The sequence below is a fragment of the Alicyclobacillus fodiniaquatilis genome (genome assembly GCF_042678105.1).
Taxonomy (GTDB): domain Bacteria; phylum Bacillota; class Bacilli; order Alicyclobacillales; family Alicyclobacillaceae; genus Alicyclobacillus; species Alicyclobacillus fodiniaquatilis.
Genome location: NZ_JBHUCX010000001.1, coordinates 1 through 16,297 on the forward strand (window position 1 = coordinate 1; position 16,297 = coordinate 16,297).

The 16,297-nt window shown below is 51.3% G+C and carries 15 protein-coding genes; 2 read left to right on the forward strand and 13 right to left on the reverse strand.

Annotation, left to right across the window (positions count from 1 at the left end; all coding sequences use genetic code 11):
* Positions 1 to 332: 332 nt before the first annotated feature.
* The 11 genes from ACFSB2_RS00005 to ACFSB2_RS00055 all read right to left on the reverse strand — a co-directional run bounded on the left by ACFSB2_RS00005 (position 333) and on the right by ACFSB2_RS00055 (position 11,688).
* On the reverse strand, positions 333 to 899 hold the full coding sequence (locus ACFSB2_RS00005; protein WP_377940438.1) for a class I SAM-dependent methyltransferase: 567 nt from the start codon (positions 897 to 899) through the stop codon (positions 333 to 335).
* Between the two features lie 83 nt (positions 900 to 982).
* Positions 983 to 1,180, reverse strand: coding sequence for a helix-turn-helix transcriptional regulator (locus ACFSB2_RS00010; RefSeq protein ID WP_377940520.1), 198 nt, complete (start codon positions 1,178 to 1,180; stop codon positions 983 to 985).
* A gap of 4 nt (positions 1,181 to 1,184) precedes the next feature.
* Positions 1,185 to 1,508 (reverse strand): hypothetical protein, encoded by a 324-nt coding sequence (locus tag ACFSB2_RS00015; RefSeq protein WP_377940439.1) that lies wholly within the window; start codon positions 1,506 to 1,508, stop codon positions 1,185 to 1,187.
* 854 nt (positions 1,509 to 2,362) lie between these two features.
* Positions 2,363 to 4,192, reverse strand: a complete 1,830-nt coding sequence (gene glmS / locus ACFSB2_RS00020; protein ID WP_377940441.1) for a glutamine--fructose-6-phosphate transaminase (isomerizing) — start codon at positions 4,190 to 4,192, stop codon at positions 2,363 to 2,365.
* A gap of 286 nt (positions 4,193 to 4,478) precedes the next feature.
* The gene (glmM, locus tag ACFSB2_RS00025) at positions 4,479 to 5,819 is read right to left on the reverse strand and encodes a phosphoglucosamine mutase (protein WP_377940442.1); all 1,341 of its coding nucleotides are present in this window, start codon (positions 5,817 to 5,819) and stop codon (positions 4,479 to 4,481) included.
* A 146-nt stretch (positions 5,820 to 5,965) separates the two neighbouring features.
* A complete protein-coding gene (locus ACFSB2_RS00030) occupies positions 5,966 to 7,177 on the reverse strand; it encodes a CdaR family protein (RefSeq protein ID WP_377940443.1) in 1,212 nt (403 codons plus the stop codon).
* Positions 7,178 to 7,996 carry a diadenylate cyclase CdaA gene (cdaA, locus tag ACFSB2_RS00035; protein ID WP_377940444.1) on the reverse strand — a complete coding sequence of 273 codons (819 nt, stop codon included), beginning with the start codon at positions 7,994 to 7,996 and terminating at the stop codon, positions 7,178 to 7,180.
* A gap of 84 nt (positions 7,997 to 8,080) precedes the next feature.
* Complete coding sequence (locus tag ACFSB2_RS00040; protein ID WP_377940445.1) at positions 8,081 to 8,761, reverse strand: SGNH/GDSL hydrolase family protein; 681 nt, start codon at positions 8,759 to 8,761, stop codon at positions 8,081 to 8,083.
* A gap of 93 nt (positions 8,762 to 8,854) precedes the next feature.
* Positions 8,855 to 9,850 carry a ribose-phosphate diphosphokinase gene (locus ACFSB2_RS00045; RefSeq protein WP_377940446.1) on the reverse strand — a complete coding sequence of 332 codons (996 nt, stop codon included), beginning with the start codon at positions 9,848 to 9,850 and terminating at the stop codon, positions 8,855 to 8,857.
* A gap of 216 nt (positions 9,851 to 10,066) precedes the next feature.
* Positions 10,067 to 10,966, reverse strand: a complete 900-nt coding sequence (gene rocF / locus ACFSB2_RS00050) for an arginase (RefSeq protein WP_377940447.1) — start codon at positions 10,964 to 10,966, stop codon at positions 10,067 to 10,069.
* Between the two features lie 50 nt (positions 10,967 to 11,016).
* Positions 11,017 to 11,688 carry a stage II sporulation protein M gene (locus tag ACFSB2_RS00055; protein ID WP_377940449.1) on the reverse strand — a complete coding sequence of 224 codons (672 nt, stop codon included), beginning with the start codon at positions 11,686 to 11,688 and terminating at the stop codon, positions 11,017 to 11,019.
* Positions 11,689 to 11,849: 161 nt separating this feature from the next.
* On the opposite strand from ACFSB2_RS00055, the gene pdaB reads away from it, so the two are divergent.
* Together pdaB and gerD are read left to right on the forward strand one after the other, a co-directional pair.
* Positions 11,850 to 12,524: a polysaccharide deacetylase family sporulation protein PdaB gene (gene pdaB / locus ACFSB2_RS00060; RefSeq protein ID WP_377940522.1), complete on the forward strand. Its 675-nt coding sequence runs from the start codon at positions 11,850 to 11,852 to the stop codon at positions 12,522 to 12,524.
* A gap of 154 nt (positions 12,525 to 12,678) precedes the next feature.
* Positions 12,679 to 13,326 carry a spore germination lipoprotein GerD gene (gerD, locus tag ACFSB2_RS00065; RefSeq protein WP_377940450.1) on the forward strand — a complete coding sequence of 216 codons (648 nt, stop codon included), beginning with the start codon at positions 12,679 to 12,681 and terminating at the stop codon, positions 13,324 to 13,326.
* A 49-nt stretch (positions 13,327 to 13,375) separates the two neighbouring features.
* On the opposite strand, the gene ACFSB2_RS00070 is transcribed toward gerD, so the two are convergent.
* Positions 13,376 to 14,956: an acetolactate synthase large subunit gene (locus ACFSB2_RS00070; protein ID WP_377940451.1), complete on the reverse strand. Its 1,581-nt coding sequence runs from the start codon at positions 14,954 to 14,956 to the stop codon at positions 13,376 to 13,378.
* Between the two features lie 197 nt (positions 14,957 to 15,153).
* Entirely contained in the window at positions 15,154 to 16,254 is a 1,101-nt protein-coding gene (locus tag ACFSB2_RS00075; protein ID WP_377940523.1) for an Mrp/NBP35 family ATP-binding protein, read from the reverse strand.
* Positions 16,255 to 16,297 lie beyond the last annotated feature (43 nt).

A 16,297-nucleotide genomic window follows, 5' to 3' on the forward strand; every position in this document is an offset into this window, starting at 1 on the left:
AGTTTGAAATCTGCATCGTATTGTTTTGTCATCGTAGACACCTCGAATCAATTTACTTATTTTCACATTCTTGATTCGTTGTGTCCACACTTTTAACCTAACACGAACTTTCTGAGCTGTTCTTTTGAAACCTTAGTCACTCTTATGTCCTCCCAATCTCATACTCCCTTTTGGGGATTGGGAGTTTACACAAAATATTTTACACACTCATTGATTTCCCGATGTTTACCCACATTTGATTGCCCCCTCACCTTATTATACCAGTAGACAGGTTATAGGGATTTTTCTGAGCCTCAACAACAACACGTTTTTCAATTACCGCCACCGATAGTTTAAGGAGCGGATTGCTTACGAAAGATATATCCGTCTAAAAATCCTCGTTCGTCCGAATAGGAAACATACTCTACCAGGTCAAGTAAGGAACTTCGGTTCAAAAATTCAGCTTCACCGTAGCAAAGTTGTGAAGGGAATTGCGGTGATTTAAGTAGATGTCGATAGTTGAACGAGGTCATCAATATAATCCCATTAGAACGAACAAGGTTAGACACTGCCAGAAAGGTTTTTATTGAAGGCTTAAAGTGAACAAATATGGCGTTATCAAATTGACCCAATGTAGTGATACGCTCGGTATCATCTGCATTAATTTCATGTGTATTCAGTCTTAATCCCTGAGTTGATGCAAAGTCCCGCAAGCGTCGTAGCCCTTCGTTCGCAAAATCAATACCCGTGACATCATACCCGTGTTTGCTTAGAAAGATGGCATTCCTACCGTCACCACAAGCAACATCAAGCACAGAACCTGGACGGAAACATTCGATATTTTTGACCAGATATTCTTCTGGACTGAATAGTTTATTTTGCCTGCTCCGAAACTGCTCGTTCCAATAATCTTTGTCCATAGTCTGACCCCTCGGTGTTTAACCTGCCCTTAGCCCCGTAAGCCTCACTGCATATAAGCCCCCGTACTGAGAAGAGACCCCCCTCAATTGTTGCCAATGATAAAGAGTGCGTCAACCGTTGTGTCCAAGTGTTTAGCTAACTTGAAGGCAAGCGACAATGATGGGTCGTATTTATTGTTTTCGATTGCATGGATGGTTTGTCTTGTTACACCACATAATTTGGAAAGTTCGTCTTGTGATAGTCTTTTCGCTTTTCTCAACTCACGGATTCTGTTCTCCATCCCATCAATCACCGTATTTCTTCTTGTTAATGATGAGGGAAATAAGGAAAACGAGTGACACTACAAATAAATAGACAAACGGGTAAGGACTTCCCGCCTGACCTATGACCATGCGATATATCGTCCAAATCACATTAAGCAATAAGATTCCAAACAAGACGATAAAAGCGTTTGCCATCGCCTTGATTTTAATATGAGTTTTCCTCTCATCTCCTTTGCTCGCCAAAGAAACCAATAGAAAAACCACTAAAGCAATAAGTGATATTACGAGTAATACATACACAACGGAGATGATTAAGAAAATCGGACTTGCATGATTCGTTTGCACTTTCATCACACTCCCAAATGTAAAAAACTCTTTACATTAGAATATGACTTCACATCCAGTTTTGTAAAGAACATTTTACGTTTTGGGGATATGTGTTTCTAAGCGATACCCCATACTCCTGCCCATCAGTGACTAAAGAAAGCAACATCCGCGTTACATCTCTGGATTCCATATCCACCGCATGAACCCCCTTCCTTCCCTTTCCCCTTAACCCACGTTAATTCAACTCCGACAACATCAAATAAAGTTTTCGCGTCCCTACTATGTCATCGCAAAATTAAGTTCTATCCACCATTTTCTCCCACATCCTGCCCCGCCTAGCTTCTCACCCATTCCTAATTTTTGGGGGTAAATTGAGTTGGAAACTGAATCACACATTTTTTCAACTATTTTATTCCAAAATTACGGATTTTCAGCAAAATTAAGTTGGAAACGGGAAAGGAAAGGGATGGAAGGGGGAAGAGCAGGGGAAAGGCAGGGATAAGGGCTTAGGGACAATCTTTTTCACGCATTTCATTCACGCTTTTCTCCTCCTCAATTTATCCTTCACTCTCTAATAATCCCTTTCATTTCAAGCCTTTTTAGCCCTTTTACTCCGTCCTTTCCTCACGCAATCACCCCCGTTTTTTCTTCACTCTTTTTCCTCAACCCTTTCCCCCCGCATCAAAAAAACATGGGCGAATTCAGGCGTTTAACCCGTTTTCACCCATGCTCTAGTTACCAACTTAATTTGGCTAGTTTCCAACTCTTTTTTGCTAGTGTAAAACTTAATTTTGCTGTGACAGCAAGAACTTAATTGTCACAGGTAACAACTTGATTGTAAGTCTACACCCCACACGCTACCCGCGCAATCCCTACTCCACCGTCACACTCTTCGCCAAGTTGCGTGGTTTATCCACGTCATTCCCCCGCGCAACCGCCGCATAGTAGGAGAGCAACTGCATCGGAATCACCGCGACAAGCGGTGCCAAAGCAGGCAGTGTCTTGGGCAGATAAATCACTTCATCTACCGACTTCTCCAAATCTTCATTGCCGACCCAAGTCATGCCCAGCACGAATGCGCCTCGCGCCTTCACCTCGACGATGTTGCTGACCGTCTTCTCGTACAACTGTGGCTGCGTCGCCAAAGCAATCACAGGCACGCCCTCTGTGATGAGCGCCAAAGTGCCATGCTTCAATTCCCCCGCAGCGTACGCTTCCGCATGGATATACGAGATTTCCTTCAGCTTTAGCGCGCCTTCGAGTGACAACGAGTAATCGAGGCCGCGACCGATAAAGAACGCATCTGTCGCCTCCACATAGCGGGCCGCGAAGTTTTCCAACTGCGGCGCTGTATCCAGCACCTGCTCGGCAATGGCCGGCAATCCGTCCAGCGCCTCAATCAGTTCGCGCACTTCCGCGTCTGCCAAGTGGCCGCGCACATGGGCAAAGTGGATGGCCAAAAGGTACAACGCAGCCAATTGGGTCGTATACGCCTTCGTCGATGCAACGGCAATCTCCGGCCCAGCCCAGGTGACGATGACATCGTCCGCCTCGCGCGCTGCAGAACTGCCGACCACGTTCGTGATCGCCAATACCCGAAGTCCTTGCTGCTTCACTTCACGCAATGCAGCCAGAGTATCTGCCGTCTCCCCGGATTGGCTGATGACAATGACCAACGTGTTTTCGCTGAAAATCGGGCTGCGATACCTGTATTCCGACGCGATTTCCACATCCACTGGAATGCGCGCATATTGCTCGATCACGGCTTTCCCGACCAATCCTGCATGCCATGACGTGCCACAGGCGACAATGTGGATTCGATCCACTTTCTTCGTGTAAGCTTCATCCATATGAATGTCGTCGAGCGTCACACGACTCAAATCATCTGCCACACGGCCGCGCAGGGTATCACGGACGGCCTTTGGCTGCTCGTGAATCTCTTTGAGCATGAAGTGCGGGTAACCGCCACGCTCTGCCGAAACTGCATCCCAAGTGACCTTGTAAACCTCTTTGTGAATCGGTTCGCCGTCAAATGTGAAGCACTCGACACCCGAATTCGTCAGAACGGCCATTTCGCCGTCTTCCATGATGTAGATGTCCCGCGTATATTCAAGAATGGCTGGAATGTCCGATGCGACAAAATTTTCGTTCTCCCCAAGACCGATGATCATCGGACTGGATTTGCGCATGGCCACGATTTGCTCGGGATGATCCTTCGCCAAGACGACCAGCGCGTAGGCGCCTCGGATCCGTTTGCCGACCGCAATCATCGTCTGAAACAAATCGCCATTGTACAGTTCCTCAATCAGATGTGCGACCACTTCTGTATCTGTTTCCGAGCGAAACTGGTGGCCTGCCGCCATCAATTCCTCGCGCAGCGATAAATAATTCTCCACGATGCCATTGTGCACAATGGCGAACCTACCGCTGCAGTCTTGGTGCGGATGCGCATTTTCGTCTGATGGTTTTCCATGCGTTGCCCAACGGGTATGGCCAATTGCCGCTTCGCCACCCAATTCGGTGGTTTCCAGCTTGGTCTCCAAGTTGGCCAAACGTCCAACCGACTTGACGACTTTGATGTTACCGCCGTCTATCGCCGCGATCCCCGCGGAATCATAGCCGCGATATTCAAGCTTCGCAAGACCGCCGACCACGACATCTTTCACATTCCGAGCACCGATATAACCGACAATCCCACACATAGATGAAAAAGTCCTCCTCGTCATCTGCTAACCCCTGTTCCACCAGTTGCCTCAGTGGGTTTCGGGCTTCGCTTGCGGCGCGATGGCACACCGGGAGGCACCCGCCGAATGGTTCGCCAACCTCCTCCGCGTCAACTGCCAAGTCACATTGACAGCCCAGGCGCTTTACGCTTGCGCATGTGTCAAGATTCACACGGCATGCGATATTCTATTGCGCTTCGAGCAATTTGCCACTCCTCGAAGCGGACATCCCCCCTCTCAAAACCGGCGACTTATCGGTCTATCGTTACACACCAAGCTCCGCTTCGACGACTTTGACAATATCTCCAACCACTTTATGCAAGACCGTTTCCTCTGGCCCTTCAACCATCACGCGCACCAGCGACTCTGTGCCAGATTCACGAACCAGTACCCGTCCGCTATCCCCCAAGACATCTTCGCCTTGTTTTAGCGCTGCTTGAATGGCTGTGTTCTCCCGCCAAGCATGTTTGTCACGCACACGCACGTTCTCCAAAATCTGCGGATAACGGACCATTACGTTGCGCAACAAGGTGAGCGGCTCGCCAGATTTAACGATGACATCGACCAATTGCAATGCGGTCAAAATGCCGTCCCCCGTCGTGGTATGGTTCAAAAAGATGATATGGCCGGATTGTTCACCGCCAAGAATTGCCTTGTCTGCCCGCATGCGCTCCATGACATATCTGTCGCCGACAGCGGTGCGCAGCAAATCGATGCCTTCTTGTTCCATGGCTTTGACAAAACCAAGATTGCTCATCACCGTGGCCACCAACTTGTTATCCGTCAGCTTGTTGTCCTGCTTCAATGCCTTCGCGCAAATGGCCATGATGAAATCCCCATCGATAACCTGTCCCGTGGCATCCACCGCGATCAACCGGTCCGCGTCACCGTCAAACGCCAATCCGAGATCCGCGTCGTGCTGCAACACCGTGCGCTGCACCACATGCGGATGTGTGGATCCACAGCCCACATTGATATTGACCCCGTCGGGATCGGCATGAATGACCGTCACCTTCGCGCCCAGACGCTCGAATACCGCGGGCGCAATATCCGAAGCTGCCCCGTTGGCACAATCCAGCACCACGTGCAGTCCTTCCATCCGATGCTCAACGGTCGATAACAGAAAGCGAATGTAGGTTTCTACAGCAGGTTCGTCATAAATACGTCCCACCTTGTCCCCCGTTGGCCTTGGCAAACTCTCTTCCCCTTTTGCCAGGATATGTTCGATCCGCTCTTCCACGTCATCCATCAACTTGAACCCGTCGCCGCCGAAAAATTTGATGCCGTTATCTTCTACAGGGTTGTGCGACGCCGAAATCATGACGCCCGCATCCGCACGCAAATGCTTCGTCAAATAGGCCACGCCAGGCGTGCTGATAACCCCTAGGCGCAACACATCTACGCCCATGGACAGGATGCCGCTGATGAGCGCCGCCTCCAGCATATCGCCGGAAATGCGCGTGTCCTTGCCAACAGCAATCCGCGCGCCTGGTGATCGACTGGTGAGCACATAGGCGCCTACGCGTCCAAGACGAAAAGCCAACTCTGGTGTCAAATCTGCGTTTGCCACGCCGCGCACACCATCTGTGCCAAACAAACTACCCACAAAATATGCCCCTCTCTCAAGACCCGACTATTCTGCCATAGAATCCGCAAATCAACAACCATGTCACAAAGTTGCGCGCCTGCAGATTCTTGTATTTTCTTTATCATCTAACAATCGTTGCAGCTTTAAGCGATGCGCCCCATATCCTATGCGCCTTGGACTTGCACCGCAACGGTCTGCGGGGAAATGTTGGCCGCTTCAACCCATTTTGGCGCCTGTACAGTCACTCTTGCCTTGGTCATGCCCGATTTTAGCGTGCTCGCATCCACATAAGCCTGTACATCCTTGGCTGTCAAATCTTGCATGATGGTGGCCGGCCCCGACAGGGTGACATTGACCTTCGGACTGTTTTTGAGCGTCACATTCAATCCTTTAGGCACATTCTGCACCGACACAGACACCTGCTTAAACGTTTTGGTGACCATCGGCTCCACGGTGACCGTCGCTTGGACGGTGTCCGGTACCACTTTCGTGATGCCCTCCAACAGCGGTACAGTCACATTAAACGTTTTGCTCGCCGTCAATCCTGTAACGTCCACTGGCACATTCAAACCGTTCGGCGGCAGTTGATCCTTCGCAAGTCCTGTTTCACTGACCTGCGTTTCACTCAAGGTCACATTCGATACAGCATACCCAGGCGCTGGCGACCCCGTCACTTCCGGTTGCAGTTTCAGCGTATCCTCTGTTGCTTCCACTGGCACTTCGACACTGATGCTCGAAGGAGACAATTCGACATTGTCCACCGCTCTGCCATCCGCATCCACCGGCGTCAACTTGACGATTTTCGTGTCTGCGCTTTTCAGCCCTCCGACATCGACGGTCGCTGCTACCTGCGCCACCTTTTTCACTGCCGAACGCGCACCGCTGACAATCGCCGACTGCGTGTTCATTTTCAGCGACCCAAGCGCGTAGCCGTCAGCCGGTTTACCCTTGATTTGAATGTTGATGGGCTTTTCGACATCCACTTCTTTCTCAAGCACGACATTGACCGTTTCAGGGTCAATTTTGATATCCTGAATATCATCCGGCATGTTCAACGCGAAGATGCGCAAGGTGTGTTGCCCCGGGCTTAAGCCTTGTGCGTTGACGACCAGTTGAACTTTTGACATCGCGGAAAACAGCATAGGTACATTGTTCAAACTGGTGGTTACATTGACCGTCGCCGTCGACTGGTTCATCGTCGAAACCACCATATTCGAACCGACCTCGACGTGGATGGGCATAGAAGGATAGTGCTCTGTGATTCCCTTTTGCTCCTGCGTTGTATCCGGCGTGTGCACGACCAACCACAAAATGCACGCCAAAACCAGTGCAAGAATACGCAGAACGTTGTTATTGCGCAAAAATCGATCCATCATTTACGGCTCCGCCTTTCTGTTCCGAAACGCCAAGGCATTGGGGCGTTTCGGAACAAGCAGCGTAGTCAACAACTCCTTGAGTCCCCGTTCATCCAAGCTGCGGTGCAGCACACCATCAACCCCAACCGAAATGTGGCCCGTCTCTTCGGACACGACCACCGCCACGCCGTCGGATTGTTCGCTGATGCCCAACGCCGCGCGATGCCGCGTGCCCAATTGCTTGTCCAAAGTGCGATTCTCCGTCAGTGGCAGGAAACAGCCAGCCGCCACCAGCTGTTTGTTCCGCACTATGATTGCGCCATCGTGTAACGGTGTATTCGGAATAAACAAGTTGATAAACAGCTCGGAACTGACGATCCCCTCTATCATTGTGCCTGTCTCAATGTATTCTGAAAGTCCTGTTTTGCGTTCGATGACAATCAGCGCACCTATCTTCGTCTTCGCCAACACCTGCGTTGCCTTAACGATCTCATTCACTGTCTGCTGGATCTCTTCTTGGTCTTGCTGCCCTAAAGAAAACGTCCAAAAGCCGCCCCGGCCGAGTTGCTCAAGCGCGCGGCGCAACTCGGGCTGGAACACCACTGGAATGGCAAACAGACCAATTTGAATGATCCTGCTCAAGAGCCAACTAGATGCGGACAGGTGCAATAAGCTGCTGATCATCGTCACGATAACGACAATAATGACACCTTTAAGAAGTTGCACGGCACGCGTTCCACGCACCAGCAACAACAAGAAATACAAAACTACAGCAACAAACAAGATGTCAATGACATCTCGAAAACTAAAACTGCGGAAAACAGCCAACCATGCGTCCATGTATATTCACCCAACCGGCGTATGCTAATCAGAAGTCACCTTTCATTGTTTCGCACAACCATGGCCACGTCAAGTGCCCTAACATCAAGCACGGCGCTTTTGCCTGCTGATTTTGCGACGCTGACGGCTGAGCATCGGTTTTTGTAGCACTTTTGCAAAGCCGAGGTACAGCGCTCGATGCCCATCGTCTGTTGGATGAATCGGATTTCGCACAATGCGAATGTCGCGGAATTGGCCGTTTCTATAATGTTCCACAAAGGTCGCTTCATTGCCTCGGAACAGGGTTTCCACCTCGACGATACGCAATTTGTTGCGTATCGCCACGCGGCGAATCATATCGTTGAATTGGAGTGTGATCTGCTCGGCGAGATCGAAATTGGGAAATGGGTTGTAGAGGGTTGCGATGGCAAACGTGTTATATGGCCGATTGGCTCGGCCGACAATTTCCTCGACCTCTGACTGCACCCGCTCGCACACCTGCGCGATCCGCTCCGGCTTTCCTTGGATCAAGAACGGCGCACTCTTCAGTAAATCGTTGCCGCCAATCATCAAGGTCACCAACTCTGCTTCATCAAAGATGCACGCAGGCACATCGGCGAGCGATTTATTCAGTTGGCGTGATGTCCAGCCAGGCTTGGCTTGCACATGGAGGCTCACGCGCTGATTGCGGGCGAAATGCTGGCGCAACATTTGCGGGTAACTTCGCTGGGGATCAGTCGCCCCGTAACCGAATGTAATGGAGTCTCCAAGCGCTAGCATGAGCATCCATAAATCCCTCCCAGGCGTATATATCGTCTCTGGTTAGGCTATGGGCTTATCATCAAATCTGACACTACTGACGTCTAAGAAATGGATTCCCTAGCTAAGCACCTTGGCGTCCAGCACCGCATGGGCAAACACTTTCTCTGGGATGTCGTCGAACAGCGAGCTAACCGAATCGCTGTGGTGAATGCGATTGAGCGCTTCCGCGAAAAGCGGCGCAACCGAGGTGGTCACAAATTTTGCTGAAGCTTGCGCATGCTCGTTGATGACCGTATCTGTGCCAATCACCAACTCGATGGGACTGTCCTCAATGCGCGCCACGCCCTTTGCATCCAAAAGCACGTGTGACAACGCGGCAAATATGCGGTTTGCCCCTTTCTCCCGCACCATTCTCGCGATATCTGCGAGCGTGCCGCCCGACGTGCTGAAGTCATCGACAATCAAAGCGTTTTTGCCCGCCACATCGCCGATTAACTCCAACACACTCGCCCGTTCGTCGTGGCCTGTTCGAATCTTGTCGCCAATGGCCACAGACACACCGAGCTGCGAAGCATATTTGCGGGCTTGTTTGGCAAAGCCGGGATCAGGAGAAACCACGACGAAGTTCTCGATGGCAAATCGTTTAAATGCGGCGCACAAAATGGGGGAGGCAATCAGGTGGTCTACAGGGCGTTTAAAAAATCCTTGTATCTGCGGGCTATGTAAATCCATCGTCACGACTCTGTCCGCGCCAGCCAATTCGATGGCCTCCGCACAGACGCGCGCTCGGATGGAAACGCGCGGTTCGTCCTTCTTATCGCCTTTCGCATAGCCGAAGTAAGGAATCACCGCAGTGACTGAATTCGCGCTCGCTCTTTTGAACGCGTCGAGCCAAAAGAGGATTTCGACAAATTCATCATTCGGTTTCAGCCCTATCGGTTGGACGAGAAACACTTCTTTATCCCGCACCGTTTCCTGGATGCGCACAAACAGATTTCCGTCAGAAAACTGAATCACTTCCGATTGGCCCAGTTGGACGCCCAGATAATCACATATCCGCGTCGCGAACGTCTTCCCTGACTGCCCGGCAAAGATCTTGATATCCCCGGCCATAATCCACCTCCGATGAATTTGTTCCCGTTTTCAAAATGTTTCGCATGATGAGGGCATGTCCAAGTGTCGCAGAAGCGCATCCGCCCACACAAGCGCAAATGACCCGGACATGCTCATCATAACACAACCGCCTGCGCAAAAATCCACGTCGGGATGAACGAAACAAACATTGTGATCCATTCATCCCGACCGCAGACGCCATTCGCTGTCAGCGCGTCACATGACCGTTTTGCCGAACAAGGACTGCAGCAATTCAACAGCCATAACGGCTGTTTGGTTCTGCTTGTCGAGAATCGGATTCACTTCGACAACATCCACGGAAACAACGGCGCCAGATGCTGCGAGCATCTCCATGGCCAGATGGCCCTCGCGATACGTGACGCCGCCATTGACCGGTGTGCCGACACCTGGCGCAAAAGTGGGGTCTAGTGCATCCAAGTCCAGGCTCAAATGCACGCCATCCGTCCCATCGGTGGCAATTTGAATGGCCTCGGCCATCACGGCGGCCATGCCCCGTTTGTCGATCTCGGCCATCGTGTACGCCTTCACGCCCGCTTGCTTCATCAACTTGGCCTCATCCTCGTCAATCGAACGAATGCCGACAAGCACGACGTTACCCGACTTGATTTTCGGTTGGAACCCGCCGATGTTCACAAGGTCTGGATGTCCATAGCCAAGGCTGACCGCAAGCGGCATGCCATGAATGTTCCCCGTAGGCGTCGTTTCCTCTGTATTCATGTCACCATGCGCGTCAAACCAGATGACACCATAGGTTTGATCCTGGTTGGCCATGGCTGCGACACTGCCGATGGCAATGCTGTGATCTCCGCCGAGAATGATGGGCAAGTGGCCATCTTTCACCACTTTGTTGACCATCCCGAATAAATCTGTACAAACTTTTGTCACTTCTGGCAAATAGCGAAGGGATTTGTGATCAGCCGCTTTCGTCATCTCCGGAGTTGGCACATTGATATTCCCCAAATCGCGCACGTGATAACCAAGTCCCTCTAACCGCCCACTCAAGCCTGCGTAACGAATCGCGCTGGGTCCCATATCGACACCGCGACGACCCTGACCCAAGTCGGAAGGAACACCGATGATATGCAGTTCTTTCACAGATATTCGCCTCCCTTTTCAGTTGCAGCGCGGGCGGGTGCCACCTATGCCTAGTGATGAATCCCCGGCACCCCCCATGCCATGATATGTGGTGTGACTGTTGCTTCAACCAATGCCGCAATGAATAAGATGCCCCAGATGATCGGCAAACTACGCGCCGTGCGCAACAATGAAAAACGAAGGGGATGTTGCTCGCGGAAATGAAGCGGATCATCGCGCTTCTGTTCACCTCTTATGGTGTTCTTTCTCCCGTACGCCAACCGGACGGCCCGCAGTGTCGCCATCCCATTGGCGATGCCCAGCGCGGCGGCCCAAAAAATGGCCGTCAACTCAAAAATCCCATGTGGCAATATGCCGTATACAATAGTCTTCCACGCTGGAATCCCGTCTTGTTGTTGCGCCAGCGAAATGACAAACCCGCTTAGCAGGCCGTTCAACCACATACTGAACACGGGGAAAATACCGACGACAATGCCGAATAAAGCCATTTCCAGCGTAGTGGTCGCGTTGTTGAGGAAAATGACCCAGAACGTGTGCAACCAACTTGTATCACCTTGCGTGGATTGAATGCTTTCGACCAGTTGCTTCAATGAAGGTGTCAACTGTGCGCGAAAGCGCGACGGATTCTGCCACCCGAACAAAAACCCAATGACCAATAAAAATATGGACAGACCGAAATAAATCGGCATCTCAGGACGCGGCTTTGTGATTGATTTTGTCAAATGGATCCACCTCGACTGATATCAGCGTGTTTTTGTCAAATTCCGTATACATTTTGCCTGTACGCAAACACTTTCTACAGAAAAAAGGAGGTCTTCAACGCATGTACCGAGTGAAACGCACGCTATTCTTTTCCGTATTGACCACAATGTTGACAGCCGTCATGTTTTTTGTAACCCCTGTGTTTGCACAGACAAAAACGTCATCCACGCCACAGGCGATTTACAAGGTCGACACAGACAAAAAGTTAATTGCACTGACTTTTGATATTTCCTGGGGGAACAAAGTGCCGGAACCAGCGCTGGCCGTGCTGAAAAAGGAAAACGTAAAAAAGGCGACATTCTTTTTAAGCGGCCCATGGACACTCCGTCACCCGCAAATTGCCAAGCAAATCAAGAATATGGGTTATGAGATAGGCAACCATGGCAACTTGCACAAGGATTTCTCCGACTACTCAGACAGCTGGATTCGCGAACAGGTGTCCCTGTCAGAGAAAGCAATCCAACAAGTGACTGGCGTCAAAACCACCTTGATTCGCACACCGAATGGGGACTTTAACACACGCGTCATCCATTGCTTGAACAACATGGGCTACAAGGTGATTCAATGGAATACCGATTCCCTGGACTGGAAAAACCCGGGTACACAAAACATTGTGAACCGCGTGGTCAAACGCGCTGTCCCCGGTGACATCGTATTGATGCATGCCAGCGACTCTTCTAAGCAAATTGTTGAAGCATTGCCGCAAATCATCAGCCAATTGCGCGCGCAAGGCTATAAGTTCGTCACTGTATCCGAACTGATTTCCGGCGCCGAAGTTTCCTCGACGGTGCGCTAAGACAACAGTGCCGCGGCCAAAACCGCGGCATTGGGGTTTCCGATTTTATGATACCGTACCGAAACCAACCAGACAAACCAGCATTCTGGTTGGCATATAAAATCACAGGCGTCACATACTGACCATAGTCATTGAAGAGAACGGAGGGACGACCGTGATCATCAAACGCGCCATCATTCCAATATTGGCTGTTTCCGTGTTGATCGTCACTGGATGCGGGATGACCAACGCCAGCGCTGATGTGAGTGGATCAAGTGGCAGCGGCGATTATGGCCAAACGAAACAAATGGTGTTGGATATTTTGAATTCAAAAGAGGGCAAACAAGCGTTGTCCGATATTTTAAAAGACCCGTCTTTTAAAAACGAACTGCTGGTTTCACAGCAAGAAGTGCAACAAGCGCTGACGAAATCCATTGAATCGAAAAAAACGCAGCAATTTTTGACAGACAGCGCCAAGGATCCAAAATTCGCCGCAGCTTTGGCAAAGGCCGCGCAACCAGAACTGAAAACGACTGTCCAACAATTGATGAAAGAACCAGAGTTCCAAAAGGATATGCTCGTTTTACTCAAATCAGACGATTTCAACAAGAACCTTCAGACGTTGATGCAAGGTCCTGAATTTCGCACAGATCTCCAAAAGGTGATTATGCAGTCCTTGAGTTCACCGACATTCCAAGTCAAATTCCAAAGCGAATTGGAAAAAGCGGCGCAAAAAGCCATGGAATCAGGCTCTAGCGGCGGTGGCGGTAGCAGCGAAAAGGGCAGCAGCAGTTCAAGTTCCCAACAAGAAGGCAAGGGATGAATCGGGGCGCCCCGTATGTCGTGTTACCAACTACGGGGCTTATTCCTGTTTAGAGAACCACTTCCAACAGGTTCAACCGCGCACTGGAAACCGCCTCATCCAAAGCCACAGAGAATTGTTCCGCACTATTCACCACGCGGTGATCCACACCAAAGCTTTTGGCGAACAGCGCAAAATCCGGATTCGTAAAGGTGACGTCTGTCACAGCCAGATTGGCGTCTTGTTGATGTTTTTCAATCAAACTCAGACAGCGGTCATTAAAGATGACGACGGTGAAAACAAGCCCCAAGCGCTTGGCCGTTTCGAGTTCCTGAGCATTCATTAGAAACCCTGCATCACCTGTGACCACAACGACCGGATCGTGCGGCTTGGCCAATCGGCTGGCCAGTGCGCCAGGCAGCGAACCACCCATGGAGGCGAATCCGTTAAATATGATGGTTCGGCCAGGTGCCTTTGGCTGATACCAGCGAGAGACCCATACTTTGTGCAAGCCGACGTCCGAAATCACAACTGCATTTTGCGGCAGTTGTTTGCTTAAGGCCCACATCACCTGCCGCGGCAGCGCTTCGTGTGGCGTTGGAATCGATGTCAGCGCCTGCAGTCTGCGCGCGCGAATCGCATCATGGTTCGTTGGATCCGGCCGCCTTTCGACCAACTGTTCGAGCGCGGTCAACGTCTCCTTGATATCTCCCACTAAATCTAACACCACTGGAAAATGCGCATCCGTTTCGGCGGGGACAGAGTGAATATTGAGCACGCGACGCGTTTGATCCCGATTCCAATTGACGGGATCGTACTCCACCAAATCAAAGCCGATGGCAATGATGAGGTCTGCCTCATGTAGCGGGCGCAATCCGACAGGATAAGGTGTGCCGCCGACCGTAAATAAGTTCCGTGGATGGTCGAAAGGAAGCAGACCTTTCGCCATAAACGTATTGACAAGCGGCAGATTGGCCGTCGTCACCAGTTTTTCGACTTCATCCCATGCCTCTGTGCGGATGATGCCATTGCCAGCGAGGATGATGGGCCGTTTTGCTTCCGTGATCAACCGCGCGGCCTCACCTAGTGCATCTTCCAGCGGCCGTGCTTTTGCCTCCTGGCGAAAGACAGACAGCGGTTGAACGTCAGCAGGCACCTCGTCTCGCGCGACATCTTCCGGCAATTGCAGATGCACTGCGCCGGGACTGCCAGAGACGGCTTGTTCAAACGCCTTGCGCACGATTTCTGGAATGGTGCGCGCAGATAAGATCTGTTGATCGTACTTGGTAATGCTTTTAAACAACTGAACGGTGTCCACATTCTGATGTGATTCCTTGTGCAATCGCGTGCGGGCTGCCTGTCCGGTGATGGCGATGACAGGCGAGCGGTCCAAATGGGCATTGGCCACACCGGTGATGAGATTCGTTGCGCCAGGTCCGAGCGTCGCCAAACAAACGCCCGGTTTTCCCGTCACGCGCGCGTATACGTCCGCCATAAAAGCTGCACCTTGCTCATGTCTGGTCAACACAAATTGAATGGGCGAGCGCGACAGAGAATCCATCAAATCTATGTTTTCCTCGCCTGGAATGCCGAATATATATTCGACGCCCTCTGATTCAAGACAACGCACAAGCAGATCACTAGCTTTCATATTTGCATTCCTCCTTTTAAACTTAAACCGACATGCCGATATGATCTACACCGACAATATTGCGAAAATAAGCGTCAAGTGAGGCGGCGGCGAATGGCGCGCAAAGGCACTACTGGGATGGGACCTGTCGCCAAACGGGCATCTGTGTCGCAAAGGAAAGAGGGGAGGCCGAGCATGCCCGACTTCCCCTCTTTTTATCACGACTGCTGCAATTGTTTTTTGCGCAACTCCAGTTTGCGGGCGACTTTGGCTGCCAATTCTGCGTACACCTTGCCGTGAAGCGTATCTGCCTCAAACAGCGACTTTGGGTGCTTATCCAGATTGGCAATCGGAATTTCTGCCAAGACGTCCGTATTCAACTGGTCAGCGACCTTCTGGCCGCCGCCACGCCCAAATAAATAGGCGCGTTCATCACAGCCCTCACACTGATAGTAGGCCATATTTTCAATGACGCCGACAACTTCGTGGTTGGTGCGCTGTCCCATGATGCCTGCACGCACCGCTACCGCCGACGCCGCTGATTGCGGCGTGGTGACAATCAACTGCTTGCTCCCAGGCAACAAGCCATGCACGTCCAGCGCGACATCGCCTGTGCCAGGCGGCAAGTCGAGCAGCACTACATCCACGTCGCCCCAATGCACTTGATTGAAAAAATTGCGCAGCATCTTGCCGAGCATGGGTCCCCGCCACACGACAGGGGTGTCCTTCGGCACGAAGAATTGCATCGATATCAGGCGCACGCCCTGAACTTCGAGCGGAATAATCAGTTCATCAATCACTGTCGGCTTCTGCTCTTCCACACCAAAGATGGTCGGGATGCTAAAGCCGTAGATATCCGCGTCGATGATGGCAACGCGAACACCTTGCCGGGCGAGTGCGACCGCGAGATTGGATGTCACTGTCGACTTGCCGACGCCGCCCTTCCCAGAGGCGACCGCCAAGAACTCGATATCCCTGTCTCCGCGCAGTATCGCCGGAACCTCCTGTTGCTGCTTTGTGCCGTCCGTCGGCGCATGCCCACGCACTTTGGCGGCAAACGCGGCGCGCTGCGCATCATCCATGTGCCCAATCCTGACTTGTGCATCTGTGATGCCCGGCAACGACAGCAGACGTTCTGTCACGTCTTTCTCGATCACTGTGCGAAGCGGGCACCCTCGTATCGTCAAGAGCACTTCGACCGAAATAGAATTCTCCTCTATCTCAATCTCTTGAACCATGTCCAATTCAACGATGCTTCTATGAACCTCGGGATCTTCAACGTCCCGTAACACTTCAAGAACTTGTTCCTTGGTGACCAGGCTAATCGCCTCCTGCATGACCCATTCTCATCTCTAGTGTACA